The following is a 24,930-nucleotide window of genomic DNA, read 5'->3' on the forward strand; positions in this document are numbered from 1 at the left end:
TCCCGAAGCCGATCATGGAACAACCAGAGGCCCGACCGGCCTACGTTCTGCACAACCGCGCCTACCGGGAAACCAGTGCGCTGGTGGACTTCCTCACCCCCGAAGGGCGCGTGCGCGCGGTGCTGCGCCGTGCCCGTGGCAAGGGCGGCAGCTTGGCGCGGCCATTTTTGCCACTGGAAGTCGAACTGCGCGGGCGTGGCGAGCTGAAGAACGTCGGACGGCTGGACAGCGTCGGTGTGGCCGCCTGGCTGCATGGAGATGCGTTGTTCAGCGGGCTCTACCTCAATGAACTGCTGATCCGCCTGTTGCCGGCGGAAGATCCTCATCCCGCGTTGTTCGAGCACTACGCCGCGACCCTGCAGGCGCTCGGTGCCGGGCGTCCGCTGGAGCCGTTGTTGCGCTCGTTCGAATGGCGACTGCTGGATGAGCTGGGCTACGCCTTCGCCCTGGACCAGGACATCAACGGCGATCCACTCGCGCCAGATGGTTGGTACCGCCTGCAAGTGGATGCCGGACTGGAGCGGGTCTACCTGCTGCAACCCGGCCTGTTCACCGGCGCTGACCTCGCCGCCATGGCCGAAGCCGACTGGGAGGCGCCGGGTGCTCTCGCCGCGGCGAAACGCCTGATGCGCCAGGCGCTGGCGGTTCACCTGGGCGGTCGTCCGCTGGTCAGCCGCGAACTGTTTCGCAAGCGCTGAGCTCGTCGTATGCTGTCGGGCTCAATTTCCAGGAGAGTTTCTTCGTGACCCACAGCAACCGCATCCTTCTCGGCGTCAACATCGACCACGTGGCGACCCTGCGCCAGGCCCGTGGCACCCGATACCCCGACCCGGTCAAGGCCGCGCTGGATGCCGAAGAGGCCGGTGCCGACGGGATCACCGTGCACCTGCGCGAAGACCGCCGGCACATCCAGGAGCGCGACGTGTTGCTGCTCAAGGACGTGCTGCAGACGCGCATGAACTTCGAAATGGGCGTTACCGAGGAAATGATGGTGTTCGCCGAACACATCCGCCCGGCGCACATCTGCCTGGTTCCGGAAACCCGTCAGGAACTGACCACCGAAGGCGGCCTCGACGTGGCCGGCCAGGAAGCGCGGATCAAGGCGGCGGTGGAGCGCTTGTCGCGGATCGGTGCGGAAGTCTCGCTGTTCATCGACGCCGATGAGCGCCAGATCGAAGCCTCGCGCCGTGTCGGCGCGCCAGCGATCGAGTTGCACACCGGTCGTTATGCCGATGCCCACACCCCTGCTGAAGAAGCCGATGAGCTGAAGCGCATTGCCGATGGCGTGGCCTTTGGTCTGGGCCAGGGCCTGATCGTCAATGCCGGGCATGGTCTGCATTACCACAACGTCGAGGCGGTCGCGGCGATCAAAGGGATCAACGAGCTGAACATTGGTCATGCGCTGGTGGCGCATGCGTTGTTCGTCGGGTTCAAGGGTGCTGTGGCGGAAATGAAGGCGTTGATTCTGGCGGCTAGCCGGGGTTGATCGCATTGGGGTCGCTTGGCGACCCTTCGCGAGCAAGCTCGCTCCCACTGAGCCATGGTGTTGCTTGGGGGGAGCGAGCTTGGCGGTCCGAGTAACCGTCGGGAAGGGCTGCAAAGCAGCCCCAAACCATTTACCCCGGAAAAACCAGACTGAACCGCGTCGGCCCCTCCACCGCGCTGCTCACTTCGACCCGCCCGCCATGCACTTGCATGATCGACCTGACGATCGCCAGCCCGAGTCCCGTCCCGCCATCCTGCCGCGAACGCCCGCAGCCCACTCGATAGAACCGCTCGAACAGATGGGGCAAATGCTCCGCTGCGATCCCCGGTCCGCCGTTCTGCACCCAGCAGTGCATTCCGTCATTCTTTGCTTCGATGCCGATTTCAATCTGTTGCCCCGCCGGGCCATGGCGAATGGCATTGCTCAGTAAATTCGACAGCGCCCGTTGCAGCATCAGGCGGTCGGCCTGCACCGTGCCCCAGCCGCGTACCTTCAGCTCGATATCCTTGCTTTCGGCACTCAGGTCGAACAGCTCGGCAACCCGCCGTGCTTCGTCGCCCAGCGCCACCGTCGTCAGTTGCACATGCGTCAGCGGTTGGTCGACCTGGGCGAGAAACAGCATGTCGGTGATGATCCGGCTCAGCCGGGTCAGTTCCTCGATGCTGTCTTCCAGCGCCACCCGGTAATCCTCGGTCGGGCGTTCGCGGCTCAAGGTCACCTGGGCCTTGCCCATCAGGTTACTGATGGGCGTACGCAGTTCATGGGCCAGGTCATCGGAGAACTGCGCCAGTTGCTGAACGCCGCTGTCCAGCCGGTCGAGCATGATGTTGATGCTGTGTGCCAGTTCGCGCAGTTCCCGGGGCAGTTTCTCTTCCGGCAGACGGTGGCTCAGGTCCTGCGCCGACACTTGCGCGGCGATATGGCCGAAGCGGCGCAAGGGCGCCAGTCCGCCCTGCACCAGTTTCCAGGCGCACACGCCGATCAGCAGCAGCAACAGCGGCAACGCCAACACGGTGGAGCGCAGGTAGGCCTGGAGCAGGTCGAGGTCGTCGCTGCGGTTGACCGTCAGCAGTACTTGCACCGCCGTGCCGTCCTGCAGGCGCATGGCACGGGCAGCGGAGAGCAGCGGATTGTCCTGGCTATCACGCCACTGGGTGAAGGACAGCGCGGGACCGGCGACGACGGTGTCCGGCGGCGCCTCCAGCGGCGGGCCGAGGCTGAGCAGTTCCGGATGGCGGCCATGGCGTGCGGCGACGCTCAGGCTCAGGTTGTCATGGCCCATCACCACATCCAGCAGGGGATGGGCGCGGGCGCGCAGGTCGGCGACCCTGAGGTCGACATTCAGGCTGTGCTCGATCTGATCCATCTTGCGGGTCAACTGCGCCCGTGCGCGGTTGTCCAGTTCGTGCTCCAGCGCCACCACTGCCAGCGCTGCCAGCAGCAGCACCAGCGCCGCGCCCATGACAATCACGCTAAGGCCCAGGCGCAGCGACAGCCGCGTCGTTCTCATTCGCGGGCTTCCAGCACGTAACCGACGCCGCGCAGGGTGTGGATCAGTTTGTCCTCGAACGGGTCGTCGATCTTCGCTCGCAGGCGCCGAATCGAGACTTCGACGACATTGGTGTCGCAATCGAAATTCATGTCCCAGACCAGCGAAATGATCTGCGTGCGCGACAGCACGTCGCCGCTCTGGCGCATCAGCAGGTGCAGCAGGGAGAACTCCTTCGCGGTCAGGTCGATGCGCTGGCCGCCGCGCCAGGCGCGGTGGCGACCGGGGTCGAGTTCCAGGTCGGCGACTTTCAGGGTGGTGGGTTGCAGCGATTGCTCGCTGCGCCGCAGCAAGGTGCGCACGCGAGCCAGTAACTCGGGAAACTCGAAGGGTTTGAGCAGATAGTCGTCGGCCCCCAGGTCCAGGCCCTTGACCCGGTCGGACAGTCGGCCATGGGCGGTGAGCATCATGATTCGCGTGGCGGAATGGGCGCGCAGGCGCTGCAGCACGCTCCAGCCATCCAGCTCGGGCAGGTTGACGTCGAGGATGATCAGGTCATAGGCCTGCTGCCGGGCCAGGTGCAGACCGTCCGGGCCGGTGCGGGCGCAGTCGACCACGTAGCCGTTTTCGGAGAGACCCTGTTGCAGATAGTCGGCGGTGCGGACTTCGTCCTCGATGATGAGCAGGCGCATGAGGTTCTCGGCATGGCGGAAAGAGGGGGGCGATTCTCGACCCTGAAGTCACTTCAGGGTCAAGCGGCGCTCGGCATGGTAAGCCAGGCGGCGGTGCTCGAAGGCGGAAATGACAGATTTGTAATATTTCAGTCACCTTGCCGATAAAGCCCCCTCCCTAGAGTGGCTCGCTCCGAAAAGTCAGCCGCCCTGCCGGCCTGCGACAGGGCGCAGGGGAGTACAGCCATGCGTTGCACAATCACCACCGGACGTGTCGGCCGCGGTCCGCGAAAAGCGCGGGCCTGGCCGCTGTCATTGAGCCTGGCGCTGTGGGTGCTGGCCCCGGCCAGCCTGGCCTCGACCCTAACGCTGGATGACGCCTTGCGCAGCGCCCGCGAACTCAACCCGGAACTGGCGGCCGCGCGCTGGGGCACCGACATCGCCGCTGGCGAGCGCATCCAGGCCGGTGTGCTGCCCAACCCGGAGTTGAGCTGGGAAGTCGAAGACACCCGTCGCCGCAGCCAGACCACCACCGTCACCCTCAGCCAGCCGATTGAGCTGGGCGGCAAGCGCGGTGCGCGGATCGCCTTGTCCGAGCGCGATCAGGCGGTGGCCGCGCTGGAACTGGAGCGCCGGCAAAACGCCCTGCATACCGACGTGACTGCGGCCTTTCATGACGCCGCCCGCGCCCAGGAAAGACTGGAACTGGCCGGGCAGTCGCTGCGCCTGACCGAGCGTGGGTTGCAAGTGGTTCAAGGCCGGGTTCGGGCCGGGACGGCATCGCCCATCGAGGCGACGCGGGCGCAGGTGCAGGTGTCGCAGATGCGCCTGGAGCAGCAGCGGGCGGAGCAGGCCGTCGCGGTTGCCCATCAGCAACTGACGGCTATCATCGGTATCGCCCAGGCCGGTTTTGACCGGGTCGAGCCGGTGACGAGCGGCCTGTCGCCGGTGCCGGCGTCCGAGCCGCTGCTCGATCGCCTCCCACAGACCGCCGATGTGCGCCTCGCCAGCCTGCAGATCGACCAGAGCGAAGCGGCCCTGGGCGTGGCCCGCAGCCAACGGATTCCCGACCTGACCCTGAGTGTCGGCAGCCAATACGACCGCACTGAGCGCGAGCGGGTCAACGTGCTCGGGGTGTCGGTCCCGCTGCCGTTGTTCGACCGCAACCAGGGCAATGTGCTGGCCGCCGCGCGCCGCGCCGACCAGGCGCGCGACCTGCGCAACGGCACGGAGCTGCGGGTGCGTAGCGAAGTGGTCCAGGCCTTGGCCCAATGGCGAACCGCCGGGCACGAAGTGCGCTCGTTCGAGACCTCGATCCTGCCGGCCGCGCAACAGGCGGTAGACGTCGCCACCCGCGGTTTCGAACGCGGCAAGTTTGGCTTCCTCGATGTGCTCGACGCCCAGCGCACCCTGGTCGAGGCACGCACCCAATACCTCGCGGCGCAGGCGTCGGGTACCGACGCCCAGGCCCGCATCCAGCGGATCTTCGGTGACCTGACCGGCACCCCGCTCTGATTCCCCCACGTTTCGAATCTGACTGCGCACGGCCGGCCCCGGCCCGTCGCGCCTTTGCCGAGGAATTTGCATGAACAGGAAAACCATCACGCTGCTGTCCGTGACGCTGGTGCTCGGGCTCGGCCTGGGCACCGTGCTCGGGCAACGGATCGCCGCTCCGCATGCCGAGCAACCGGCCCGCGCCGCAGGGCACGATGAACATGGCGAAGAAGGCCATGGTGACGAGAAGCATGAAGAAAAGGGCCACGGCGACGAGGCTGAAGCCGGCCATGGGCACGGCGAAGAAGGCGCCGAAGGCGAGGGCGAGGAAGGTCATGTACGGCTGAGCGACGAGCAGATTGCCGTGGCCGGAATCGAACTGGCCACGGTGGAGGCGCGGACCCTGAGCCGCAGCCTGCACTTGCCGGGCGAGGTCCGTTTCGACGAAGACCGCACCGCCCATCTGGTGCCGCGCGCGGCTGGCGTTGTCGAGTCGGTGGCGGTCAGCCTCGGTCAGCAGGTCAAGGCCGGCGAGCTGTTGGCGGTGATCGCCAGCCCGCAGGTGTCCGAGCAGCGCAGTGAACTGGCGGCCAGCCAGCGTCGGCTGGAGATGGCGCGCAGCACCCTGGCGCGGGAAAAGGACCTGTGGGAGGAAGGTATCTCCGCCGAGCAGGATTACCTGCAAGCCCGGCAGGCCTTGCAGGAAGCCGAGATCGCCGCGGCCAATGCCCGGCAGAAAATCAGCGCCCTCAGTGGCAGCGTGGTGCTGGCCGGCGGCAATCGCTATGAACTGCGCGCGCCATTCGCCGGACAGGTAGTGGAAAAGCATCTGGTGCCCGGCGAAGTGGTCAGCGAAAACAGTGCCGCCTTCACCCTGTCGGACCTGTCGAAAGTCTGGGCGACCTTCGGCGTGGCCCCGCGTGATCTGGCCTCGGTGCGGGTCGGCATGCCGGTCACGGTGGTGGCGAGCGACCTCGGCGAGCAGGTCAGCGGCACCATCAGCCATGTCGGCAGCCTGCTGGGCGAGCAGACGCGCACCGCCACGGTCCGGGTGACCCTGGACAACCCGCGTGGCGCCTGGCGTCCGGGGTTGTTCGTGGCGGTGCAGGTGCCGACCGAGCGCCTGGCCGATGCCCTCGCCGTCCCCGAGCAAGCGGTGCAGACCGTCGAGGATAAAGCCGTGGTGTTCGTCCGCAACGCCGAAGGCTTCGTCGCCCAGCCGGTGCAGCCGGGTGTGGCCGCCGAGGGCTTTGTCCAGGTGAGCGGCCTGCAGGCCGGCCAGCAAGTGGCCGCGCAGGGCAGCTTCATTCTCAAGTCGGAACTGGGCAAGGCCAGCGCCGAGCACTCTCACTGAGCCGCCACGGGTAATCGTCATGTTCGAACGCATCATTCAATTCGCCATCGAGCAGCGCCTGATCGTGCTGCTCGGTGTGCTGCTGATGGCCGGGCTGGGATTGGCCAGCTACCAGAAACTGCCCATTGACGCGGTACCTGACATCACCAACGTCCAGGTGCAGATCAACACCGCGGCGGACGGTTTCTCGCCGCTGGAGACCGAGCAGCGCATCACTTTCGCCATCGAAACCGCCATGGCCGGTTTGCCCGGCCTGGAACAGACCCGTTCGTTGTCGCGCTCAGGGCTGTCCCAGGTGACGGTGATCTTCGAGGACGGCACCGACCTGTTCTTCGCCCGGCAACTGGTCAATGAGCGCCTGCAACTGGCCCGTGAGCAATTGCCCGAGGGCGTCGAAACGGCCATGGGGCCGATTTCCACCGGGCTGGGGGAAATTTTCCTGTGGACGGTGGAAACCGAGGAGGGTGCGCGCAAGGCGGATGGCAGCCTCTACACACCGACCGACCTGCGCGAGATCCAGGACTGGATCATCAAGCCGCAACTGCGCAACGTCCGTGGCGTGGCCGAGATCAACAGCATCGGCGGCTTCGCCAAGGAGTTCCAGATTGCGCCTGATCTCAAGCGCCTGGCCGCCTACAAGCTGACGCTCAATGATCTGCTCACCGCGCTGGAGCGCAACAACGCCAACGTCGGTGCCGGCTACATCGAGCGCCAGGGCGAGCAGTTGCTGATTCGCGCGCCGGGGCAACTGGCAGGCATCGAGGACATCGCCAACATTGTTCTGGCCAATATCGACGGCACGCCGATCCGCGTGCGCTCGGTGGCCGAGGTCGGCATTGGCCGCGAACTGCGCAGCGGCGCGGCCACCGAGAATGGCCGCGAAGTGGTGCTCGGCACGGTGTTCATGCTGATCGGCGAAAACAGCCGCAGCGTGTCGCAAGCGGTGGCGCAGAAGCTCGAGCAGATCAACAAGACACTGCCGGCCGGGGTCAAGGCGGTGACGGTGTACGACCGCACCGACCTGGTGGACAAGGCCATCGCCACGGTGAAGAAGAACCTGGTGGAAGGCGCGATCCTGGTCATCGCGGTGTTGTTCCTGTTCCTTGGCAATATCCGCGCGGCGCTGATCACCGCGATGGTGATCCCGCTGTCGATGCTGTTCACCTTCACCGGGATGTTCAGCAACAAGGTCAGCGCCAACCTGATGAGCCTGGGCGCGCTGGACTTCGGCATCATCGTCGACGGCGCGGTGGTGATCGTTGAGAACGCCATTCGCCGCCTGGCCCACGCCCAGCAGCATCATGGCCGCCTGCTGACCCGCGCCGAGCGCCTGCGGGAAGTTTTCGCCGCTTCCCGCGAAGCGCGCCGGCCGCTGATCTACGGGCAACTGATCATCATGGTGGTGTACCTGCCGATCTTTGCCCTGAGTGGTGTCGAGGGCAAGATGTTCCACCCCATGGCCTTTACCGTGGTCATCGCCTTGCTTGGCGCCATGCTGCTGTCGGTGACCTTCGTGCCGGCGGCCCTGGCGCTGTTTGTCACCGGCAAGGTCAAGGAAGAAGAAAACGCCCTGATGCGCGGCGCCAAGCGTGGCTACGCGCCGCTGCTGCGCTGGGTGATGGACCATCGCCCGCTGGCGTTCAGCCTGGCCGCGGTGATGGTGTTGTTGTCCGGCGTGCTGGCCGGGCGCATGGGCAGTGAGTTCGTGCCGAGCCTGAGCGAAGGCGACTTCGCCTTGCAGGCCCTGCGCGTGCCGGGCACCAGCCTGAGCCAGTCGGTGCAGATGCAGCAGCAACTGGAGCGCAGCGTGCTGGAACAGGTGCCGGAAGTGCAGCGGGTATTTGCCCGCACCGGCACCGCCGAGATCGCCGCCGACCCGATGCCGCCGAACATTTCCGACAGCTACGTGATGCTCAAGCCGAAGGCGCAGTGGCCGGATCCCGGCAAGTCCCGTGAGCAATTGATCGCCGATATCCAGCGCGCGGCGGCACGGGTGCCTGGCAGCAACTACGAGCTGTCGCAGCCGATTCAGTTACGGTTCAACGAGCTGATTTCCGGGGTGCGCAGTGATGTGGCGGTGAAGCTGTTCGGCGACGACATGAGCGTGCTCAACCGCACCGCCGCCCAGATCGCCAGCACCCTGCAAGGTGTGCCGGGTGCTTCTGAAGTGAAGGTCGAGCAGACCAGCGGCCTGCCGGTGCTGACCATCGATGTCGATCGCGACAAGGCTGCCCGCTACGGGCTGAACGTTGGTGATGTGCAGGACAGCATCGCGGTGGCGGTGGGCGGGCGAAAGGCCGGCATTCTCTATGAAGGCGACCGCCGCTTCGATCTGGTGGTGCGCCTGCCGGACGAGTTGCGTACCGATATTCAGGGCATTTCGCGGATGTTGATTCCGGTGCCGGCCAGCGGCGGCAATGCGCAGATCGGCTTCATCAGCCTGGCCGACGTGGCGCGAGTGGAACTGGTGCAGGGCCCCAACCAGATCAGCCGCGAGGACGGCAAGCGTCTGGTGGTGGTCAGCGCCAACGTGCGTGGCCGGGATATCGGCTCGTTCGTCGCCGACGCGCAGGAACGGATTGATGCTCAGGTGCAGATTCCTGCGGGCTACTGGGCCAACTGGGGCGGTCAGTTCGAGCAGTTGCAGTCGGCGGCGCAACGCTTGCAGGTGGTGGTGCCGGTGGCGCTGCTGCTGGTCTTCGCCCTGTTGTTCATGATGTTCAACAACCTCAAGGACGGTCTGCTGGTGTTCACCGGCATTCCCTTCGCCCTGACGGGCGGGGTGGTGGCGCTGTGGTTGCGGGACATTCCGCTGTCGATTTCCGCAGGCGTCGGTTTTATCGCCCTGTCGGGTGTGGCGGTGCTCAACGGGCTGGTGATGATCGCCTTCATCCGCAGCCTGCGCGAGCAGGGCATGCCGTTGCGCCAGGCAATCGATGAAGGTGCGCTGACTCGCCTGCGGCCGGTGTTGATGACGGCGCTGGTGGCGTCGCTGGGCTTTATCCCGATGGCCCTGGCTACCGGCACCGGCGCCGAGGTGCAGCGGCCATTGGCGACGGTGGTGATCGGCGGGATTCTCTCGTCCACGGCGCTGACCCTGCTGGTGCTGCCGGCGCTGTATTACCGCGCCCATCGCAAGGATGAAGCGCTGGAGGATGCAGAACGGGAGGAGGCCAGAGCCTGATCGATGACGCCCGCTGGCGAGCCTTGCAGCACTGTAATGTGCGGCTCACCTTGTCGTTAGGCGGGCGTCCTTATGATCGCGGTGAATTCATTCACGAGGTCAGATCCATGAACTTCAGCAAATACGCACTGATCGCCGCGCTCACCCTGGGCAGCACCAGCGTCATGGCCGAAGGCGGCGCCGAGCGGGCCCGGTTGTTCGTCCAGCAATTCAAGGAAAGCCAGCAGCAGCTTTGGGGCGACAAGGGCGTCAAGGCGCAGAAGACCGAGCAGGTTGCCAAGAGCGATCAGCGCACGCCGAAAGGCAGCAACAAGTAACAGCCATTCACCGCTCCACAACTCCTTTGCGAGGTGAATGTTTTGGGCGCCCCTTGGGGTGCCCTTTTTTTTGGTTCTTCACGGAATCGCGGGGACGATGGGCTTTGGTCCTGGTTTTGGCTTTGGCTTTGCGAACTTATCCATTCGATGCGGCGAGGCTGCCGGCCCCTTCCGCCCTTACGGCGGCCTACTTTTTTCTTGGAAAAAGTAGGCAAAACCGCTCGCTCCCACATCCGGCCCTACGCTGCGCTCCGGGTCCCCTCGCTCCGGCGCCTTTCGGGGCCACGCGGTCTACGACTTGCTTCGCAAGTCTTCAACTCGCGTCTTCGGCTAACGCCGAAGGTGCTGCGCACTGCCCCTACAGGCACCTCCGCTCGGCCTCCTGAAGTCGCGAAGTTACGGGCGGCGCCTGGACTGGCGCATCTTCGAAAGCAAAGTCTGGTGCTGGTTTGCCAGATGAGGTCAGGTGGTTTGCGAGCAAGGAACAGCTTACTCGGCGGCGGACGCTATCGCCGGCAAGCCGGCTCCCACAGGGGGCGCGGTGTGAGCAGTTTTTGTGGGCCACTGATTTGCTTTTGCTGTTGCTCTTGATGCGCGCAAGTTCAGACGCCACAGATTGCGACGTCAGAAGGCCGAGCGGAGGTGTCTGTAGGGGGCAGGTGCGCAGCACCCTTCGGCGTAGCCGAAGACGCGAGGTGAAGACTTGCGAAGCAAGTCGTAGGCCGCGTGGCCCCCGAAAGGCGCCGGAGGGAGGGGACCCGGAGCGCAGCGTAGGGCCGGATGCAGGAGCCAGCGGTTTTCGTCTATTTTGCCAAGACAAAATGGACTCGCCGTAAAGGCGAAAGGGGCCGGCAGCCTCGCCGCATCGAACGGATAAGCTCAGATCTCCCAAGCCCAAAGCCCCCAGTATTCCGTGAAGAACCCTTACTTGCGCGCCACCAACACCGCCCGCCGTGGCGCCGGCAGGCCTTCGATGGTCAGGCTGTGATCATTCGGATCGAGAAAATCGCTGAGCGACTGATAGCGCATCCAGTCGGTGCTGCGCTGTTCTTCCACGCTGGTCACGCTGACATCCACACAGCGCACATCCTGGAACCCAGCCCGGCGCAGCCAGCGCTCCAGCGCCGGCACCGACGGGAGATACCAGACGTTGCGCATCTGCGCGTAGCGGTCTTCCGGCACCAGCACCTGGTTTTCGTCGCCTTCGATCACCAGGGTTTCCAGCACCAGTTCGCCGCCTTTGACCAGGCAATCCTTGAGCGCCAGCAGGTGCTCGATGGGCGAACGGCGATGGTAGAACACGCCCATGGAGAACACGGTGTCGAAGCCTTCCAGTGCTGCGGGCAGGTCTTCTAGGGCGAAGGGCAGGTGCCAGGCCGGCAGTTCCGGCAGGTAGCGCTGCACCGCCTGGAACTGGCAGAAGAACAGCCAGTTGGGGTCGACGCCGATCACGCTGTCGGCGCCGGCGCCGAGCATGCGCCACTGGTAGTAGCCATTGCCGCAGCCGACATCCAGTACGCGCTTGCCGCGCAGATCGAGGTGCGGCGACACCCGCGACCATTTCCAGTCCGAACGCCATTCGGTATCGACGTGCACGCCGAACAGGTCGAACGGACCCTTGCGCCACGGCGACAGGCCCATCAGGGCACTGCGTGCCTGTTCGCGGGTGGCGTCGTCGCAGTCGAAGTCCAGGCGCAGGCCATTGACCAGATCAACGTCGCGCGGGGTCAGGGCCGGCAGGGCATCCAGCGCGCTTTGCCAGCGCTCCAGGTCGCCATGGCCTTTTTCCAGTTTGCTGTCGAGTTGCGCTTGCAGGCCCTGGGACCATTGCGCCAGGGGCGTGCCCGCCAGGCGGCGGACGAGGGGAGAAAGATCGATCATGGCAAGGCAATCAGAGAGGCGAAGTTCAGGCACTGGAACCACGGCACCACCTTGGAGAAGCCCGCGGCCAGCAGGCGTTCGCGGTGTTCTTCGAGGCTGTCGGGTTTCATCACGTTTTCGATGGCGCTGCGTTTCTGGGCAATTTCCAGTTCGCTGTAGCCATTGGCGCGCTTGAAGGCGATATGCAGGTCGGTGAGCAGCGCGTGCTCCTCGGCGTCTTCGAAGCGCAGTTTTTCCGAGAGGATCAGCGCACCGCCCGGCACCAGGGCCTGGCGGATCTTGCCGAGCAGGGCCAGGCGCGCGGCCGGCTCGACGAATTGCAGGGTGAAGTTCATCGCCACCACCGACGCCGGTTGCAGCTCAAGGGCGGTAATGTCGGCCTCGATCACCTGTACCGGCAGCAACTCCTGGTACATGGCGTCCTGCGCCTTGAGGTACTCGGTGCAGCGCTCGACCATGGCCGGCGAATTGTCCACCGCCAGTACCCGGCAACCTTCGCTGCGCACATGCCGGCGCAGCGCCTGGGTGACGGCGCCGAGGGAGCTGCCGAGGTCATAGAGCAGGGTGTCCGGGCGGGCGAACTGCGCGGCGAGGACGCCGATGTTCTCGACGATGGTCGGGTAGCCGGGCACCGAGCGCTTGATCATGTCGGGGAAGACCCGCACGACATCTTCGTTGAAGGTGAAGTCGGGCACCTGATCCAGCGCTGCGGAGAATAGACGGTCGGGTTCTTGGCTCACGGTATGTACACGGGATGGTCGAAACGGGGCGACATTCTAGCCAAGTGGGGAAGGGATGCCTATGAGTTACCGGACCAGCGCCCGTCTTCAGCAGCTTCTACAGGATGTTTCCGCCCTTCAGGACGGAACCCGGCGGCTCCCATAGCGCGAGCAGGTCCTTAGGGTAGTCCTCCTGTCATGTCGTCCATGACAGCAATCAGGTCCGGGAAGGACTTCTTGATGAGGACACACCAATGATCATTCATGAACAGAATGAGTCGCTGCAGGCGCTGGATAGCCAGCAGCGAGCCGAGTTCGTTCCGAAGCAGTATTTCGATGTCATTTCCAGACGTACTGAAAAAAACAGGATGCAACCGGCGCTGATTTTTACCGCCGACAACCTGAGATCCATCAAGCGGTATGTGGAGTACGTCTATCGCTTGCCGAAAAGTGCTGACGAAATCAGCGAAGGCCACAACTTCGCGCTGCTGGGGCTCGATGCCAATCTCGTTCTCAGGCACTACGCCAGCCTGCGCAAGCATGCCGAGGCGTGGGACATCATCGAGCGTGAGTCCAAGCGCCTGGGCACCCAGCTTGAACAATTCGCCAAAGAGTTCCTCGCACAGGGCGACCACCTGCTCTCCGCGTTGAAAAGCACGGCTGCCTATGGCCGGCTCAGTGAACGCCTGGTTGACGTGATGGATGACGTCACGCTCCAGCACCTGCCGTACCGGGTGCTGGACAGCAAGGATCAGGCGCAGATCGTCAATGTCGGGGTCTACCTTTCGTTCATCAGGGAAGACATCGACGAGGCCAAACAGGACATTGCGACGATCAAGGAGCGGGCAATCTGGTTCACCGATGCGGTCGTGAAGCAGTTGCGCCCGGAAATCGATTGGTTGATGCAACGGCTCAACAATGTCGAGGCCGAGAAAATAATCAGTACGCTGCGTGCGGAAATCGAGCCCATGGATGGCTTGATTGCGCAGAAGAGTGCCGAGTATCAGGCGCTGGTGGGCTATGCGTTTTCCGGGCTGGCATTCGGCTTGATCGGGGTGGCGATTACTGGCGGTATTTATGGCGCGCAGGCCGAGCAAGTCCGCGCCGAAAAAAACGAGTTGATATGCCGCCGGGATGCGTTGGCACAGAAAATCGCTGCCATCAGCCCGATGATCGGGAGCTTCGAAAAGACCTCGTTGCAGATCGCCGACCTGAAGTTTCGCCTGACCGAGGTGCAGACGGCCGCGAAGAACCTCGAGGATGTCTGGAGCATGCTGGGCGTGTACGTCGAGGAGTCGGAGGAGGAAATGCGCCGGATCGATACCGACATCAAGCTGGCGACGTTCATCCACCGCTTCGAGCGTGTTGTGCGGCCGTGGGAAAGCATTCGCGGCCTCTCCGCGCAACTGTCGCGGATCTTCAACGAAACGCTGGATGAAATCAGCCGCAAAGGAGCCCTTCGATGAACAATCCCATGACACCCGTGGATGATTACCCGCTTCCCGCAGTGGCGAAAATGACCGTCTTGAGAGAGCGGATTCTGGAGGTTATCTACAACGACACTCAGGGGCTGTTGCCCGTGTTCGTTGAAAGCGCGCAGAACCTTGCCAGTGCGGTACTGAAAACCGATCGGATGCTCAACGATCAGGTACTGAGTACGTTGGTCCTGCTGCGCAACCATATGTGGGACGACCTGTGCACATCCCTGGAGGAGGCCCGCCGCCTGCCGGCTCAGGGTGAGCAGCGAGACATGGCTGTGCGCAACCGCGAGCGGGACCTGGAACAGGATGCGCAACGCGATGTTGAGCGCCTGGAGAGCAAGGAAATGGAGATCGAGGAGCAGTTGCGCGCACTGGAAGCGCTCAGGCTACCGGCGACGGGGCAGCGTTCCGCCAGCCTCATCGAACAGCGCGATAACCTGCTGAAGCTCATCGCCAGCGAGCGAGGGCGTATGAGCAGCCTGGATGCGCGGATTGCCGACACGACGTTGGTGATCGACGCCTTCGATACGCCGAGCGTATCCAAAGTGTTCAAGGGCTTGATTCCTACGGAACAGGAGGTAGAGCAGGTGACCAAGGCGCTTGCCGGCAAGGGGGTGAGTTCCGACCTGTTGATAAGTGCGTCGAAGAGGTTCGTGGACAATCTGTCGGGCGTCATGGAAGGGCGAAAACTGCTCGACCTGACCCGCGCGCGGAACCGGCTGGTGAGCGAACGCGATGCCATCCGCAGGGAACTGTTCGATTGGGACGCGAAACAGGCGGGGCTGGAGCGTGAACTCGGGCAGTTGCCCAACGTGACAGTGTTGAGCGATCTGCGCAGTCAATGGCTGGAGCAAGGGCGGGTGCTGACGCGCAGTTGGACCATGCAGGTCGCGGTGATGAAGCAGCAGACCAGCCTGGCGGACCTGGCGGACAGGTTGGCGGCGATGACGCGGTACTTGCTGGCCGTACGCCGCCTTTATGAAGCGGTCTAGCGTACCGAAACCTGGCAGTCGAAGGTCCGCTCGGGCTTGACCTCGGGCGCCCAGGGTTGCTGGTAAACCAGCAGCAGGTGGCCGCTGCCGGCGGTGCGGGCGCGGAAGCGCCAGGTGGACTGGCCGGCGCTGCCGACCATGCCGTCGGTGTCGGCGCTGCTGTAGACCTCGGGGCCGAGGGCGGTGAGTACGCTGTTGGCGGGATTCTGCAGCAGCCAGCGGTAGCCGGTGCTGGGATTGCTCGGGAGGCTGAGGGTCAGGGCCTGGCCAACGCTCAGGTTGATCGGGCACTGGCTTTGGCTTTCGACGATAAGGGTTTCGGGCTGCACGGCATCGCGCGAGCAGGCGGCCAGCAGGCTCACGCCCAACAGCAGGGCGGTACGGCGGATAGTCATGATCGCTCCGGAGCGCGAGTGGGTATGGGCTCGGAGCTTAAACCGGATGGAGGTTCAGGTTCTACTGGTGCTGGGGGAGCGGGCGTACCCGCTCCCCCAGGTAACCATCAGGCGAACATCACCTTCGCCACATCGCCGAAACGCTTGGCGAAATGCACGGTCAGCCCCTGCTTGAGGTAGTCCGGCAGTTCCTGGAAGTCGCCGCGGTTGGCTTCCGGCAGGATCAGTTCGAAGATCTTCTGCCGCCGCGCCGCAATGACTTTCTCCCGCACCCCGCCAATCGGCAACACATGCCCGGTCAGCGTCATCTCGCCGGTCATCGCCACGCCTTTCTTCGGCGACTGGTCGCGGGCCAGTGAGAGCAGGGCGGTGGCCATGGTGATACCGGCGCTCGGGCCGTCCTTCGGCGTGGCACCTTCTGGCACATGCAGGTGGACGAAGGCTTCGTTGAAGAAGGTCGGATCACCGCCGAACTGCTTCAGGTGCGAACTGACGTAGCTGTAGGCGATTTCTGCGGACTCCTTCATCACGTCACCCAGTTGCCCGGTGAGCTTGAAGCCGCGATTCAAGGTGTGGATGCGGGTCGCTTCGATCGGCAGGGTGGCGCCGCCCATGCTGGTCCAGGCCAGGCCGGTGATCACCCCTTTGCCGGCCAGCACCTGTTCGCTGCGGAACACCGGCATGCCCAGCGCCGCCTCGAGGTCTTTCGGGCCGATCTTGATGACGGCGTCCGGTTCGTCGAGCAGGCGCACCACGGCCTTGCGCACCAGTTTGCCCAGTTGTTTTTCCAGTTGCCGCACCCCGGCTTCGCGGGCATAGCCCTCGATCACCAAGCGCAAGGCTGCGTCGCTGATGCTCAGGCTGGTCTTGGCCACACCGGCTTTCTGCAACTGCTTGGGCCACAGGTGGCGCTTGGCGATGGCCAGTTTTTCCTCGGTGATGTAGCCCGACAGGCGGATCACTTCCATACGGTCGAGCAACGGACCGGGGATTGAATCGAGGGTGTTGGCGGTGCAGACGAAGAGCACTTTGGACAGGTCCAGGCGCAGGTCGAGGTAGTGGTCGAGGAAGTCGACGTTCTGCTCCGGGTCGAGGGTTTCCAGCAGTGCCGAGGCCGGGTCGCCCTGGTAGCTCTGGCCCATCTTGTCGATCTCGTCGAGCATGATCACCGGGTTCATCACTTCCACGTCCTTCAGCGCCTGCACCAGCTTGCCCGGTTGGGCGCCGATGTAGGTGCGGCGATGGCCCTTGATCTCGGCCTCGTCACGCATGCCGCCGACGCTGAAACGGTAGAACGGCCGGCCCAAGGACTCGGCGATGGACTTGCCGATGCTGGTCTTGCCCACGCCCGGCGGGCCCACCAGCAGCACGATGGAACCGCTGATCTCGCCTTTGTAGGCGCCCACGGCGAGAAATTCGAGGATGCGTTCCTTGATGTCGTCCAGCCCGGCGTGGTGCTGGTCGAGCACCTTGCGCGCGTGTTTGAGGCTGAGCTTGTCGGTGCCGTACACGCCCCACGGCAGGGCGGTCGCCCATTCCAGGTAGTTGCGGGTGACGGCGTATTCGGGCGAGCCGGTTTCGAGGATCGCCAGCTTGCCCATTTCTTCGTCGATGCGTTTTTTCGCGGCGGGCGGCAGGGTCTTGCCTTCCAGGCGCTGCTTGAACTGTTCGAGGTCGGCGCTGCGGTCGTCCTTGGTCAGGCCCAGCTCTTGCTGGATGACCTTGAGCTGTTCCTTGAGGAAGAACTCGCGCTGGTGCTCGCCGATCTGCCGGTTCACCTCGGCGGAAATCTCGTTCTGCAACCGCGCGACTTCGACTTCCTTGCGCAGCATCGGCAGGACTTTTTCCATGCGCTTGAGCATCGGCACGCAGTCGAGGACTTCCTGCAACTGCACCCCGGTGGCTGAGGTCAGGGCTGCGGCGAAGTCGGTCAGCGGCGATGGATCGTTGGGGCTGAAGCGGTTGAGGTAGTTCTTCAGCTCTTCGCTGTACAGCGGGTTGAGCGGCAGCAGCTCCTTGATCGCGTTGATCAGCGCCATGCCGTAGGCCTTCACCTCGTCGGTGGGATCGGCGGGCTGGTGCGGGTATTCGACTTCCACCAGGTATGGCGGACGGTGGTGTTTGAGCCAGGTGCGGATGCGCACCCGGGTCAGGCCCTGGGCGACGAACTGCAGCTTGCCGTTCTCGCGGCTGGCGTGGTGCACCTTGACCAGCGTGCCGTACAGCGGCAGGGCCGAGGTGTCGAAATGACGGTGGTCTTCGACCGGCGTGTCCATGAAGAACAGCGCCAGGGAGTGGTGCGGGGTTTTCGCCACCAGGTCCAGGGTTTCCGCCCACGGTTCTTCGTTGACGATCACCGGCAGCACCTGCGCGGGGAAGAACGGGCGGTTGTGAATCGGGATGACGTAGACCTTGTCCGGCAACTGTTGGCCGGGCAGGGCGAGGGTCCGGCCGGTGGGATCGTGATCTTCGAGATGTTCGACTTCGGCGTATTCGTCTGGGTGTTCCGGTAGATCCTGCTGGTCGCTCATGGGGCACCTGCGTGAATGACTATGGTGCTTAGATGGGGCGGTAGGTGGGTGGTTTCAATGCCTGACGGATTTTGTCGGAGAGTCTGACCGGACGGTCGATGCCGATCGAAGCTTAGTGCAGTGATTGCCAAATGCTACTGTGACGGTTTGTCGGTTAACCACTGGGCAGGGAGGTAAGGCGATGGACGTTGCACTCAAGCGCATCAACCGCGAACTACATGATTTCAGCAAGGATCCACCGGCCAATTGCAGCGCGGGGCCGGTTGGGGACGACCCGTTTCATTGGCAGGCGACGTTGATGGGGCCGTCGGGCAGCCCGTATGAAGGCGGGGTGTTTTTTCTCGATGTGCAGTTTCCGCCGGATTACCCCAATCATCCGCCGAAGTTGCGCTTCAAGACGCCCGTGTGGCATCCCAATATCGGGGAGGACGGCGAGGTCGGGCTGGATATCCTGGACGAAAACTGGACCCCGGCGCTGACCCTGGCGAAGGTGATGTTGAGCGTCAGTGCGTTGCTGGTCGATCCGGATCCGCGGGGGGCGTTGCAGCTGGAAGCGGCGCTTGAGTATCAGCGGATGCGGGTGGAGTTCGACCGGAAGGCGCGGGAGTGGACGCGGAAGTTTGCCATGTAGGTTTGCGGTGGTTTTGAGGGCCCTATCGCCGGCAAGCCGGCGATAGGGCCTCAGCCGCACTCAGTTCGGCAATTTGTAAGCGATGATGTAATCGCCCATCTTGGTGCCCAGCGAGCCGTGGCCGCCGGCGGTGACCAGCACGTACTGCTTGCCGTCCTTGCCGGTGTAGGTCATCGGGGTCGCCTGGCCGCCCGCCGGCAGGCGGGATTTCCACAGTTCCTTGCCGGTGTTGACGTCATAGGCGCGCAGATACTGGTCCAGGGTGCCGCTGAGGAAGCCGAGGCCGCTGGCGGTGACGATGGAGCCGCCCATGCTCGGCACGCCGATCGGCAGGCCGATCGGGATCGGCGAGCTGTCGCGGCTGGTGCCGTTCTTGTGTTTCCACACCACTTTGTTGCTGAGCAGGTCGATACCGGCCACATAGCCCCAGGCCGGGGCCTGGCACGGCACGCCCAGCGGCGACATGAACGGGTGCATGATCACCGCGTATGGCGCGCCGGTATTCGGTTGCACGCCGCTGGTTTCGCTCTCGCGCTTGCTGCCTTCGGCCACCGCGGCACGCGGCACCATCTTCGAGACGAAGGCCATGTAGTTCGGGCTGGTGAACAGGATCTGCCGAACCGGGTCCACCGACACGCTGCCCCAGTTGAACACGCCGACGTTACCCGGATAGACCAGCGAACCCTGCTCCGACGGCGGGGTGTACTGGCCTTCGTAGCGCAACTGGCGGAACTGGATGCGGCAGAGCATCTGGTCGAACGGACTGGCGCCCCACATGGCCTGTTCGGTGAGGTCCGGGCCGAGCAGGTTGAGGTCGGAACGGGCCTGGGTCGGTGCGGTGTGGTCGCCTTCGACCGCGCCTTGCGGTGCCGGGATCTCACGGATCGGCACGATGGCGCTGCCGTCGCGACGGTCGAGCACGTATAGGCTGCCCTGTTTGGTCGGGGCGATCAGCGCCGGCTTGATGCCGTCGGCGGTCTTCAGGTTGAGCAGGGTCGGCTGGCTGCCGACGTCCATGTCCCACAGGTCGTGGTGGGTGAACTGGTAGTTCCAGCGCACCTTGCCGGTGGCCAGGTCGAGGGCGACGATGCCGGCGCTGAATTTCTCTGCGCCCGGGGTGCGGTCGGCGCCCCACTGGTCCGGTGTCTGGTTGCCCAGCGGCAGGTAGACCATGCCGAGTTTCTCGTCGACGCTGGCCAGCGACCACATGTTCGCCGAGTTGCGGCTGTAGGTCTTGCCGGGGGCGAGCGGCGCGGTCTGGTCAGGGTTGTTGCTGTCCCAGTTCCACACCAGGCGACCGTCGTGGACGTCGTAGGCGCGGATCACGCCGGACGGCTCGTTGGTCGATTCGTTGTCGGTGACGTGGCCGCCGATAATCACCAGGCCGCGGGTGATGGCGGCGGGCGAGGTGGAGTAGTAGCCGCCGGCGGTGAACGGGCCGATGCCTTGGGTCAGGTCGATCACGCCCTGGTTGCCGAAGCCTTCGCAGACTTTGCCGTTGTCGGCGTTCAGCGCGATCAGGCGAGCGTCGGCGGTGGGCAGGTAGAGGCGACGCGGGCAGGCGCGGGCCACGGCCTGGCCGGCCTCGGAGATTTTCGGCGCCGGGCTGCCGTCGGCGTTCACGTAGCCGTTTTCGTCGTAGTAGGAGACGCCGCGGCAGGTCATGTGGGCGAAGCCCTTGAAGCCGGACGGGCTCTTGATCTGCGGGTCGAAGCGCCAGATTTCCGCGCCGGTGTCGGGGTTCAGGGCCAGCACCTTGCTGTGGGCGGTGCAGGCGTAGAGCATGCCGTTGACCTTCAGCGGAGTGTTCTGGTTGGTCAGCTCGACCGGATCGTTGTCGGTGGGCATGTCGCCGGTGCGGATGCGCCAGGCTTCTTCCAACTGATAGATGTTGGTCGGGGTGATCTGGCGCAGTGGCGAGTAGCGGTCGCCGAACTCGGTGCGGCCATAGGCCTGCCAGTCGCCGTCGGGCATGTCCGGGGCGGTGCTGCCCAGGGTGGTGGTGTCGCGCCCCAGCTCACCCTTGATCTCGCCGGGGTAGGTGAATTGGCTGGCGATGGCGGTGGCGCCGGAGGCCACGACGGCCACGCTCAGCAGCGCGATGTTGACGCGCGCCGGCTGACCGGCCAGGCCGCGCAGCGGACGCCGCGCCCACGGCAGCAGCAAGACCACGCCGATGGCGAACCACAGGGCCAGGCGCGGCACCAGTTGCCACCAATCCAGGCCGACTTCCCACAGTGCCCAGGCGGTGCTGCCCAGCAGCACCAGGCCATACAGGCCCAGGGCATGCTTGCGCAGCGCCAGCAGCAGGACGCCGGACACGGCGAAGCCGATCCCGGCGATCAGGTAATACAGCGAACCATCGAGCTGCATCAGCTTGATACCGCCGGCCACCAGGGCCATGCCCATCAGCAACAGCAGCACGCCGAGCAGTCTCGGTAACCAGCGGGTTCTACTCAGGGCACCCTCAGTGCTCATCGTCAGTTCTCCATCATGTTGAAAACGTCAGGCCCGGGGGCCGGTTAAAAGCTGCTCTGGATCTTCAGGCCACCAATCAGCGCGTCGTCCACCTCGCTGACGCCGCCCGGATGGCGGATGTACTGCAGGTTCGGGCGCACGGTGAGCCAGTCGGCCAGGTGAATGCCGTAATACAGCTCGGCGCTGTATTCGGTGTCCTGGACCGGCAGGAAAGTGGAGTCGTCGTAGGTGTCGACGCCGGCGACGGCATTGCGCGTCTCGGCGTTCTTGCGGTAGGCGGGATTGACGTGCACGCGGGCCAGGGCGAAGCCGATGTCGTCCTTGGCGCGGGCATCGAACGGCCCCTTGTACACCACACCTGCCTGAACATAGTTGTCGATGGCATTGGTCTTCTTATCGTGCAGCGTGGCATTGGCGAAAACGCTGAGGCCACGGGAATGGTCGCTTGCCAGCGACGTCACCTGCTGCTGCGCCCCCAGCCAGAATCCGTACTTGCCCGCATGACGGGCGTAGGCCTGGCCACTCATTGCCGCAGCGTGATCGTCGTTGTCGCGGTAAACATCGTTTGCCTTGGCATTACTGTAGTAGTAGCCGGCGCGATATTCCCCTTTGAGGCCTCTGACTGCCGGGCTCCAGACCAGTTCAAGCGGAAACATCGCGCCTTGGGTGCCGCTGCCGCTGAGCTTGAAACCGTTCTGCCGGTCGAGGTTGGACGGGTTCTGCTCGAAGGCGCCGGCCTGCGCGTACAGCTCGGGCGTCAGGTTGTAGCGCACCCGCGCCGCCCACTGGCTGACCGGCCAGTTGTACCAACTGTCGCCAACCCAGTTGCCGACCTGCGAACCGCAGAAGGCCAGGTTCTGGAAATCGCAGGGGAAGCTGTTGAAATCCTCGCCTTCGCCGAAGCGGCCCACTTTCACGTCCAGCGCGCCGTCGAAGTACTTCTGTTTGACCCACATCTGCGTCAGCCGCCAGGTCTGGCCGCGGCCCCAGACTTCCTGGGCCGAGGTGAAGCCGCCGACGCGCGGGTCGTTGATGCGGTCGTTGCTGATGTTGTTGCCGTGGCGCTCGGTGACGGTCAACTGGAACTCAGCGTCGTGCCAGCCGAGGATCTTCTCCAGGTCCAGATGGCTGCCGAAGCCGAACTGGTCGCTGTAGCGGGCGGTGCGGTCGTGGTCATGGCCGCCTCGCAGGTTGCTGCCCATTTCCCCGGTGTAGGTGAGGCTGAAGTCGTAGCCGCGTTCGGCCAGTTCGGTGCGGCTGCCGTTCCAGTCGCCGAGCATCCACGGCGAGTCGGTATCGAACAGCGAAGCGCCGTGGGCGGCACCGGCGAAAGCGCACAGCAGCGGCGCGGCAAGGAGGCGGGGAGCAGGGAAGCGAGGCATGAGATAGCGCTATCTTTTGAGTGTTGAAAAAACGGCAAATGTCCCGGCGGGTGGAGGATCGCCAGGATTGTGTAGTGATTTTGGTGGATTAAGCGTTTCAGCTTGGGGCGGGAGAATATAGAGGATCGCGGGGATTGGAAAGGCGGAGCCTAGCGATGGAGTGTTGTGGGATTGGTAACAATCCTGCTTGCAGGCCTTCGCGACGAAGCGTCCGAAGGCCTGCAAAAAGTCAGAACGTCGTACGCAAACCGACTTCCACACTGCGCCCGGCCGCCGGCACGATATCCCGCAGGATCGAGCTGGCATAGCGCACCGTCTGGTCCGTCAGGTTCTCGCCGCGGACGAACGCCAGCCACTCGCTTTCACCGACATTGAAGCGGTAGCCGAGGCTTGCCCCGAGAGTGGTGTAGCCATCGGTGCTGGTTTCGTTGCCCGGCTTGCGGTGCTGCGAGGCGGCGTGTTGCACGTCGATCCGCGCCTGCCAGCGCTCGAGGTTCCACAGCAGCCCGCTGTTCAGGCGCAGCGGGGCGATGCGCGGCAGGTCTTCGCCGGTGTCGAGGTTCTTCGCGCGGGTGTAGTCGCCGGACAGCTCCAGGGCGAAGCTGCCATAGCGGTTTTCCAGCAGTTGCCAGCGGTCCTGCGCCTCGATGCCGTAGAAGCGCGCACGCACGCCGCGGTAGAGGTACTCGGGCACGTCGCCTGCGTGGTCATGATCGTGGTCGTGGTCATCATGGTCATGATCGTCGTCGCCGTGGTCATGGCCTTCGCGCATTTCGCCGCTGGCCAGCAGGCCGATGTAGTTGCTGAAGTGGCTGTAGAACACCCCGACGCTGCCTTTGTGCGTGCCGTTGTCGAAACGCAGGGCCAGGTCGCTGGCGATGGCTTTCTCTTTCGACAGGTTCGGATCGCCCACCTCGTAGCTGCCGGTGGCGACGTGGGCGCCGTTGGCGTACAGCTCGTAGAAGGTCGGCGCGCGCTCGGTGTAGCCGAGGCTCGCGGCCAGCGACCAGACCGGCGTCAAGCGGTACACCGCGCCGGAGGACAGGCTGGCGGCGGTGAAGCTGCTGGCGCTGTCGGCCTCGGCGAAACGCTCGCTGCCTTTGCTGTCGGGATCGACCCGCGTGTGTTCCAGGCGACCGCCCAGGCTCAGGTTGAGGCGCTCGGTGGCTTGCCACTGTTCCAGGATGAACAGCGCGACGCTGTTGGTATCGGTCTGCGGGACGAAAGCTTCTTCACCCAAGGCCGAGAATTCGTTGCGGCTGACCTGCGCGCCGATCACCCCTTCCACCGGGCCCAGCGGCTGATGCCGGGCTTCGACGCGGGCCTCGTAACCCTTGTTCTTGAAGGTGGTGTGAACCTCGCCTTCTTCCAGTTCGCGGTGTTGGTAATCGGTGTAGCCCAGGTCGAATTTCAGCGAACTGAACGGGCCGTCGAGGTCGCGGATTTCCGAGGCGAATCCGTAGTGATCCTGCTCCATCGCCAGGCGCACGCCGGGTTCCGCCACCGAGCCGTAGTTGGAATCGTAGCGGCTGTAGGACAGGCCAGTGTAGCCATGCTCCCAGGTGTAGGAACCGCCGATGGCGCCGCCGTCCTGGCGACCGTCGCTGTTTTCCAGACGGTGACGGCTGCCGGGTTCGTCGGCATCGCGAACCTTCGCGCTTTGCGCGTATCCGGGAATGCGCAGGTCATTGAACTGACGGCTGTTGGCGTCCAGGTGCAGGGCGAAACGACCGTCGCCCGCTTCCAGTTTGCCGGCGCTGCTGCGGGTGGTGTCGGCGCCACCGTATCTCAGTTCGCCAGCACCGTGGATGCCTTCGATGGCTTCGGTGGGAATGCGGTTATCGAAGGTATTGACCACCCCGCCGATGGCGCTGCCGCCATAGAGCAGGGCGGCGGGACCGCGGACGATTTCCACGCGCTCGATGTTCACCGGGTCCAGCGGAACGGCGTGGTCGTAGGACAGCGCCGAAGCGTCCAGCGCACCGACGCCGTTGCGCAGCAGGCGAATGCGGTCGCCGTCCAGACCGCGAATGATCGGCCGGCTGGCGCCCGGGCCGAACCAGGTCGAGGACACGCCGGGCTGGTTGTTGAGGGTTTCACCGAGGCTGCCTTTCTGTTGCAGCAGTAACTGGTCACCTTCCAGCACGCTGCTCGGCGTGGCCAGTTGCGCGTTGCCCAACGGGTTGGCAGTGACTACCTGAGGTTGCAATTCCAGCGCCTGGCTTGGTGAGCTGGCAAGCCAGAGGGCGACGGCAAGGGGTGAAAGGGGGAGCGGGAGGTAACGCATGCAAGGTCCTTGGCAGAGGTCATTTGTCGTTACACTATAACATTGCCGTGAAATCAAAATGCAATCCCTCTCGTGGCGCATCCCGCCAGCTAGACTCCTGAAAGCCTCGATCCGGATGAAAGAGGCAGACGCGCGCCGACACCTGGGCTAAGGTGCGC

The 24,930-nt window shown here is 64.5% G+C and carries 18 protein-coding genes; 9 read left to right on the forward strand and 9 right to left on the reverse strand.

Going from position 1 to position 24,930, the window contains the following annotated elements:
• Positions 1–14 precede the first annotated feature (14 nt).
• On the forward strand, positions 15–698 hold the full coding sequence (recO, locus tag CKW37_RS06445) for a DNA repair protein RecO (RefSeq protein ID WP_095154844.1): 684 nt from the start codon (positions 15–17) through the stop codon (positions 696–698).
• Between the two features lie 44 nt (positions 699–742).
• A complete protein-coding gene (pdxJ, locus tag CKW37_RS06450; protein ID WP_095154845.1) occupies positions 743–1,486 on the forward strand; it encodes a pyridoxine 5'-phosphate synthase in 744 nt (247 codons plus the stop codon).
• Positions 1,487–1,616: 130 nt separating this feature from the next.
• On the opposite strand, the gene CKW37_RS06455 is transcribed toward pdxJ, so the two are convergent.
• Together CKW37_RS06455 and CKW37_RS06460 are read right to left on the reverse strand one after the other, a co-directional pair.
• On the reverse strand, positions 1,617–2,996 hold the full coding sequence (locus CKW37_RS06455; protein WP_095154846.1) for a heavy metal sensor histidine kinase: 1,380 nt from the start codon (positions 2,994–2,996) through the stop codon (positions 1,617–1,619).
• Positions 2,993–3,667, reverse strand: coding sequence for a heavy metal response regulator transcription factor (locus CKW37_RS06460; protein WP_095154847.1), 675 nt, complete (start codon positions 3,665–3,667; stop codon positions 2,993–2,995). The genes CKW37_RS06455 and CKW37_RS06460 overlap by 4 nt, the downstream gene beginning before the upstream one ends.
• Before the next feature lie 225 nt (positions 3,668–3,892).
• Between CKW37_RS06460 and CKW37_RS06465 the strand changes: the two genes are divergently transcribed.
• From CKW37_RS06465 to CKW37_RS06480, 4 genes are all read left to right on the forward strand, one after another.
• Positions 3,893–5,161, forward strand: a complete 1,269-nt coding sequence (locus CKW37_RS06465; RefSeq protein ID WP_095154848.1) for a TolC family protein — start codon at positions 3,893–3,895, stop codon at positions 5,159–5,161.
• Between the two features lie 70 nt (positions 5,162–5,231).
• Positions 5,232–6,494 (forward strand): efflux RND transporter periplasmic adaptor subunit, encoded by a 1,263-nt coding sequence (locus CKW37_RS06470; RefSeq protein ID WP_095154849.1) that lies wholly within the window; start codon positions 5,232–5,234, stop codon positions 6,492–6,494.
• A gap of 19 nt (positions 6,495–6,513) precedes the next feature.
• Positions 6,514–9,678: a CusA/CzcA family heavy metal efflux RND transporter gene (locus tag CKW37_RS06475; RefSeq protein WP_095154850.1), complete on the forward strand. Its 3,165-nt coding sequence runs from the start codon at positions 6,514–6,516 to the stop codon at positions 9,676–9,678.
• A gap of 107 nt (positions 9,679–9,785) precedes the next feature.
• Positions 9,786–9,995 (forward strand): hypothetical protein, encoded by a 210-nt coding sequence (locus tag CKW37_RS06480; RefSeq protein ID WP_095154851.1) that lies wholly within the window; start codon positions 9,786–9,788, stop codon positions 9,993–9,995.
• A gap of 924 nt (positions 9,996–10,919) precedes the next feature.
• Here the strand turns inward: CKW37_RS06480 and cmoB are convergent.
• Positions 10,920–11,876 carry a tRNA 5-methoxyuridine(34)/uridine 5-oxyacetic acid(34) synthase CmoB gene (cmoB, locus tag CKW37_RS06485; protein WP_095154852.1) on the reverse strand — a complete coding sequence of 319 codons (957 nt, stop codon included), beginning with the start codon at positions 11,874–11,876 and terminating at the stop codon, positions 10,920–10,922.
• Positions 11,873–12,616, reverse strand: coding sequence for a carboxy-S-adenosyl-L-methionine synthase CmoA (gene cmoA / locus CKW37_RS06490; protein WP_095154853.1), 744 nt, complete (start codon positions 12,614–12,616; stop codon positions 11,873–11,875). The genes cmoB and cmoA overlap by 4 nt, the downstream gene beginning before the upstream one ends.
• Before the next feature lie 233 nt (positions 12,617–12,849).
• Between cmoA and CKW37_RS06495 the strand changes: the two genes are divergently transcribed.
• On the forward strand, positions 12,850–14,061 hold the full coding sequence (locus CKW37_RS06495) for an alpha-xenorhabdolysin family binary toxin subunit A (protein WP_095154854.1): 1,212 nt from the start codon (positions 12,850–12,852) through the stop codon (positions 14,059–14,061).
• Complete coding sequence (locus tag CKW37_RS06500) at positions 14,058–15,068, forward strand: alpha-xenorhabdolysin family binary toxin subunit B (protein ID WP_095154855.1); 1,011 nt, start codon at positions 14,058–14,060, stop codon at positions 15,066–15,068. Before CKW37_RS06495 ends, CKW37_RS06500 begins: the two co-directional genes overlap by 4 nt.
• Here the strand turns inward: CKW37_RS06500 and CKW37_RS06505 are convergent.
• A complete protein-coding gene (locus tag CKW37_RS06505; protein ID WP_095154856.1) occupies positions 15,065–15,463 on the reverse strand; it encodes a protease inhibitor I42 family protein in 399 nt (132 codons plus the stop codon). The genes CKW37_RS06500 and CKW37_RS06505 overlap by 4 nt on opposite strands.
• Positions 15,464–15,570: 107 nt before the next feature.
• Positions 15,571–17,994 (reverse strand): endopeptidase La, encoded by a 2,424-nt coding sequence (gene lon / locus CKW37_RS06510; protein ID WP_095154857.1) that lies wholly within the window; start codon positions 17,992–17,994, stop codon positions 15,571–15,573.
• 181 nt (positions 17,995–18,175) lie between these two features.
• On the opposite strand from lon, the gene CKW37_RS06515 reads away from it, so the two are divergent.
• Entirely contained in the window at positions 18,176–18,625 is a 450-nt protein-coding gene (locus CKW37_RS06515; protein ID WP_095154858.1) for a ubiquitin-conjugating enzyme family protein, read from the forward strand.
• A 60-nt stretch (positions 18,626–18,685) separates the two neighbouring features.
• Here the strand turns inward: CKW37_RS06515 and CKW37_RS06520 are convergent, their stop codons facing one another.
• From CKW37_RS06520 to CKW37_RS06530, 3 genes are all read right to left on the reverse strand, one after another.
• Positions 18,686–21,103, reverse strand: coding sequence for a glucose/quinate/shikimate family membrane-bound PQQ-dependent dehydrogenase (locus CKW37_RS06520; protein ID WP_095154859.1), 2,418 nt, complete (start codon positions 21,101–21,103; stop codon positions 18,686–18,688).
• Between the two features lie 44 nt (positions 21,104–21,147).
• Positions 21,148–22,485, reverse strand: a complete 1,338-nt coding sequence (locus CKW37_RS06525; RefSeq protein ID WP_095154860.1) for a carbohydrate porin — start codon at positions 22,483–22,485, stop codon at positions 21,148–21,150.
• 229 nt (positions 22,486–22,714) lie between these two features.
• Positions 22,715–24,772, reverse strand: coding sequence for a TonB-dependent receptor (locus tag CKW37_RS06530; protein ID WP_095154861.1), 2,058 nt, complete (start codon positions 24,770–24,772; stop codon positions 22,715–22,717).
• Positions 24,773–24,930 lie beyond the last annotated feature (158 nt).

It is taken from the genome of Pseudomonas sp. Irchel 3E13 (assembly GCF_900187455.1).
Taxonomy (GTDB): Bacteria; Pseudomonadota; Gammaproteobacteria; order Pseudomonadales; family Pseudomonadaceae; genus Aquipseudomonas.

Coding starts and splice junctions, on each gene's coding strand:
- recO (WP_095154844.1), top strand. CDS start 15: ATGGAACAACCAGAGGCCCGACCGGCCTACGTTCTGCACAACCGCGCC.
- CKW37_RS06455 (WP_095154846.1), bottom strand. CDS start 2,996: ATGAGAACGACGCGGCTGTCGCTGCGCCTGGGCCTTAGCGTGATTGTC.
- CKW37_RS06460 (WP_095154847.1), bottom strand. CDS start 3,667: ATGCGCCTGCTCATCATCGAGGACGAAGTCCGCACCGCCGACTATCTG.
- CKW37_RS06465 (WP_095154848.1), top strand. CDS start 3,893: ATGCGTTGCACAATCACCACCGGACGTGTCGGCCGCGGTCCGCGAAAA.
- CKW37_RS06470 (WP_095154849.1), top strand. CDS start 5,232: ATGAACAGGAAAACCATCACGCTGCTGTCCGTGACGCTGGTGCTCGGG.
- CKW37_RS06475 (WP_095154850.1), top strand. CDS start 6,514: ATGTTCGAACGCATCATTCAATTCGCCATCGAGCAGCGCCTGATCGTG.
- CKW37_RS06480 (WP_095154851.1), top strand. CDS start 9,786: ATGAACTTCAGCAAATACGCACTGATCGCCGCGCTCACCCTGGGCAGC.
- cmoB (WP_095154852.1), bottom strand. CDS start 11,876: ATGATCGATCTTTCTCCCCTCGTCCGCCGCCTGGCGGGCACGCCCCTG.
- CKW37_RS06495 (WP_095154854.1), top strand. CDS start 12,850: ATGATCATTCATGAACAGAATGAGTCGCTGCAGGCGCTGGATAGCCAG.
- CKW37_RS06500 (WP_095154855.1), top strand. CDS start 14,058: ATGAACAATCCCATGACACCCGTGGATGATTACCCGCTTCCCGCAGTG.
- CKW37_RS06505 (WP_095154856.1), bottom strand. CDS start 15,463: ATGACTATCCGCCGTACCGCCCTGCTGTTGGGCGTGAGCCTGCTGGCC.
- lon (WP_095154857.1), bottom strand. CDS start 17,994: ATGAGCGACCAGCAGGATCTACCGGAACACCCAGACGAATACGCCGAA.
- CKW37_RS06515 (WP_095154858.1), top strand. CDS start 18,176: ATGGACGTTGCACTCAAGCGCATCAACCGCGAACTACATGATTTCAGC.
- CKW37_RS06520 (WP_095154859.1), bottom strand. CDS start 21,103: ATGAGCACTGAGGGTGCCCTGAGTAGAACCCGCTGGTTACCGAGACTG.
- CKW37_RS06525 (WP_095154860.1), bottom strand. CDS start 22,485: ATGCCTCGCTTCCCTGCTCCCCGCCTCCTTGCCGCGCCGCTGCTGTGC.
- CKW37_RS06530 (WP_095154861.1), bottom strand. CDS start 24,772: ATGCGTTACCTCCCGCTCCCCCTTTCACCCCTTGCCGTCGCCCTCTGG.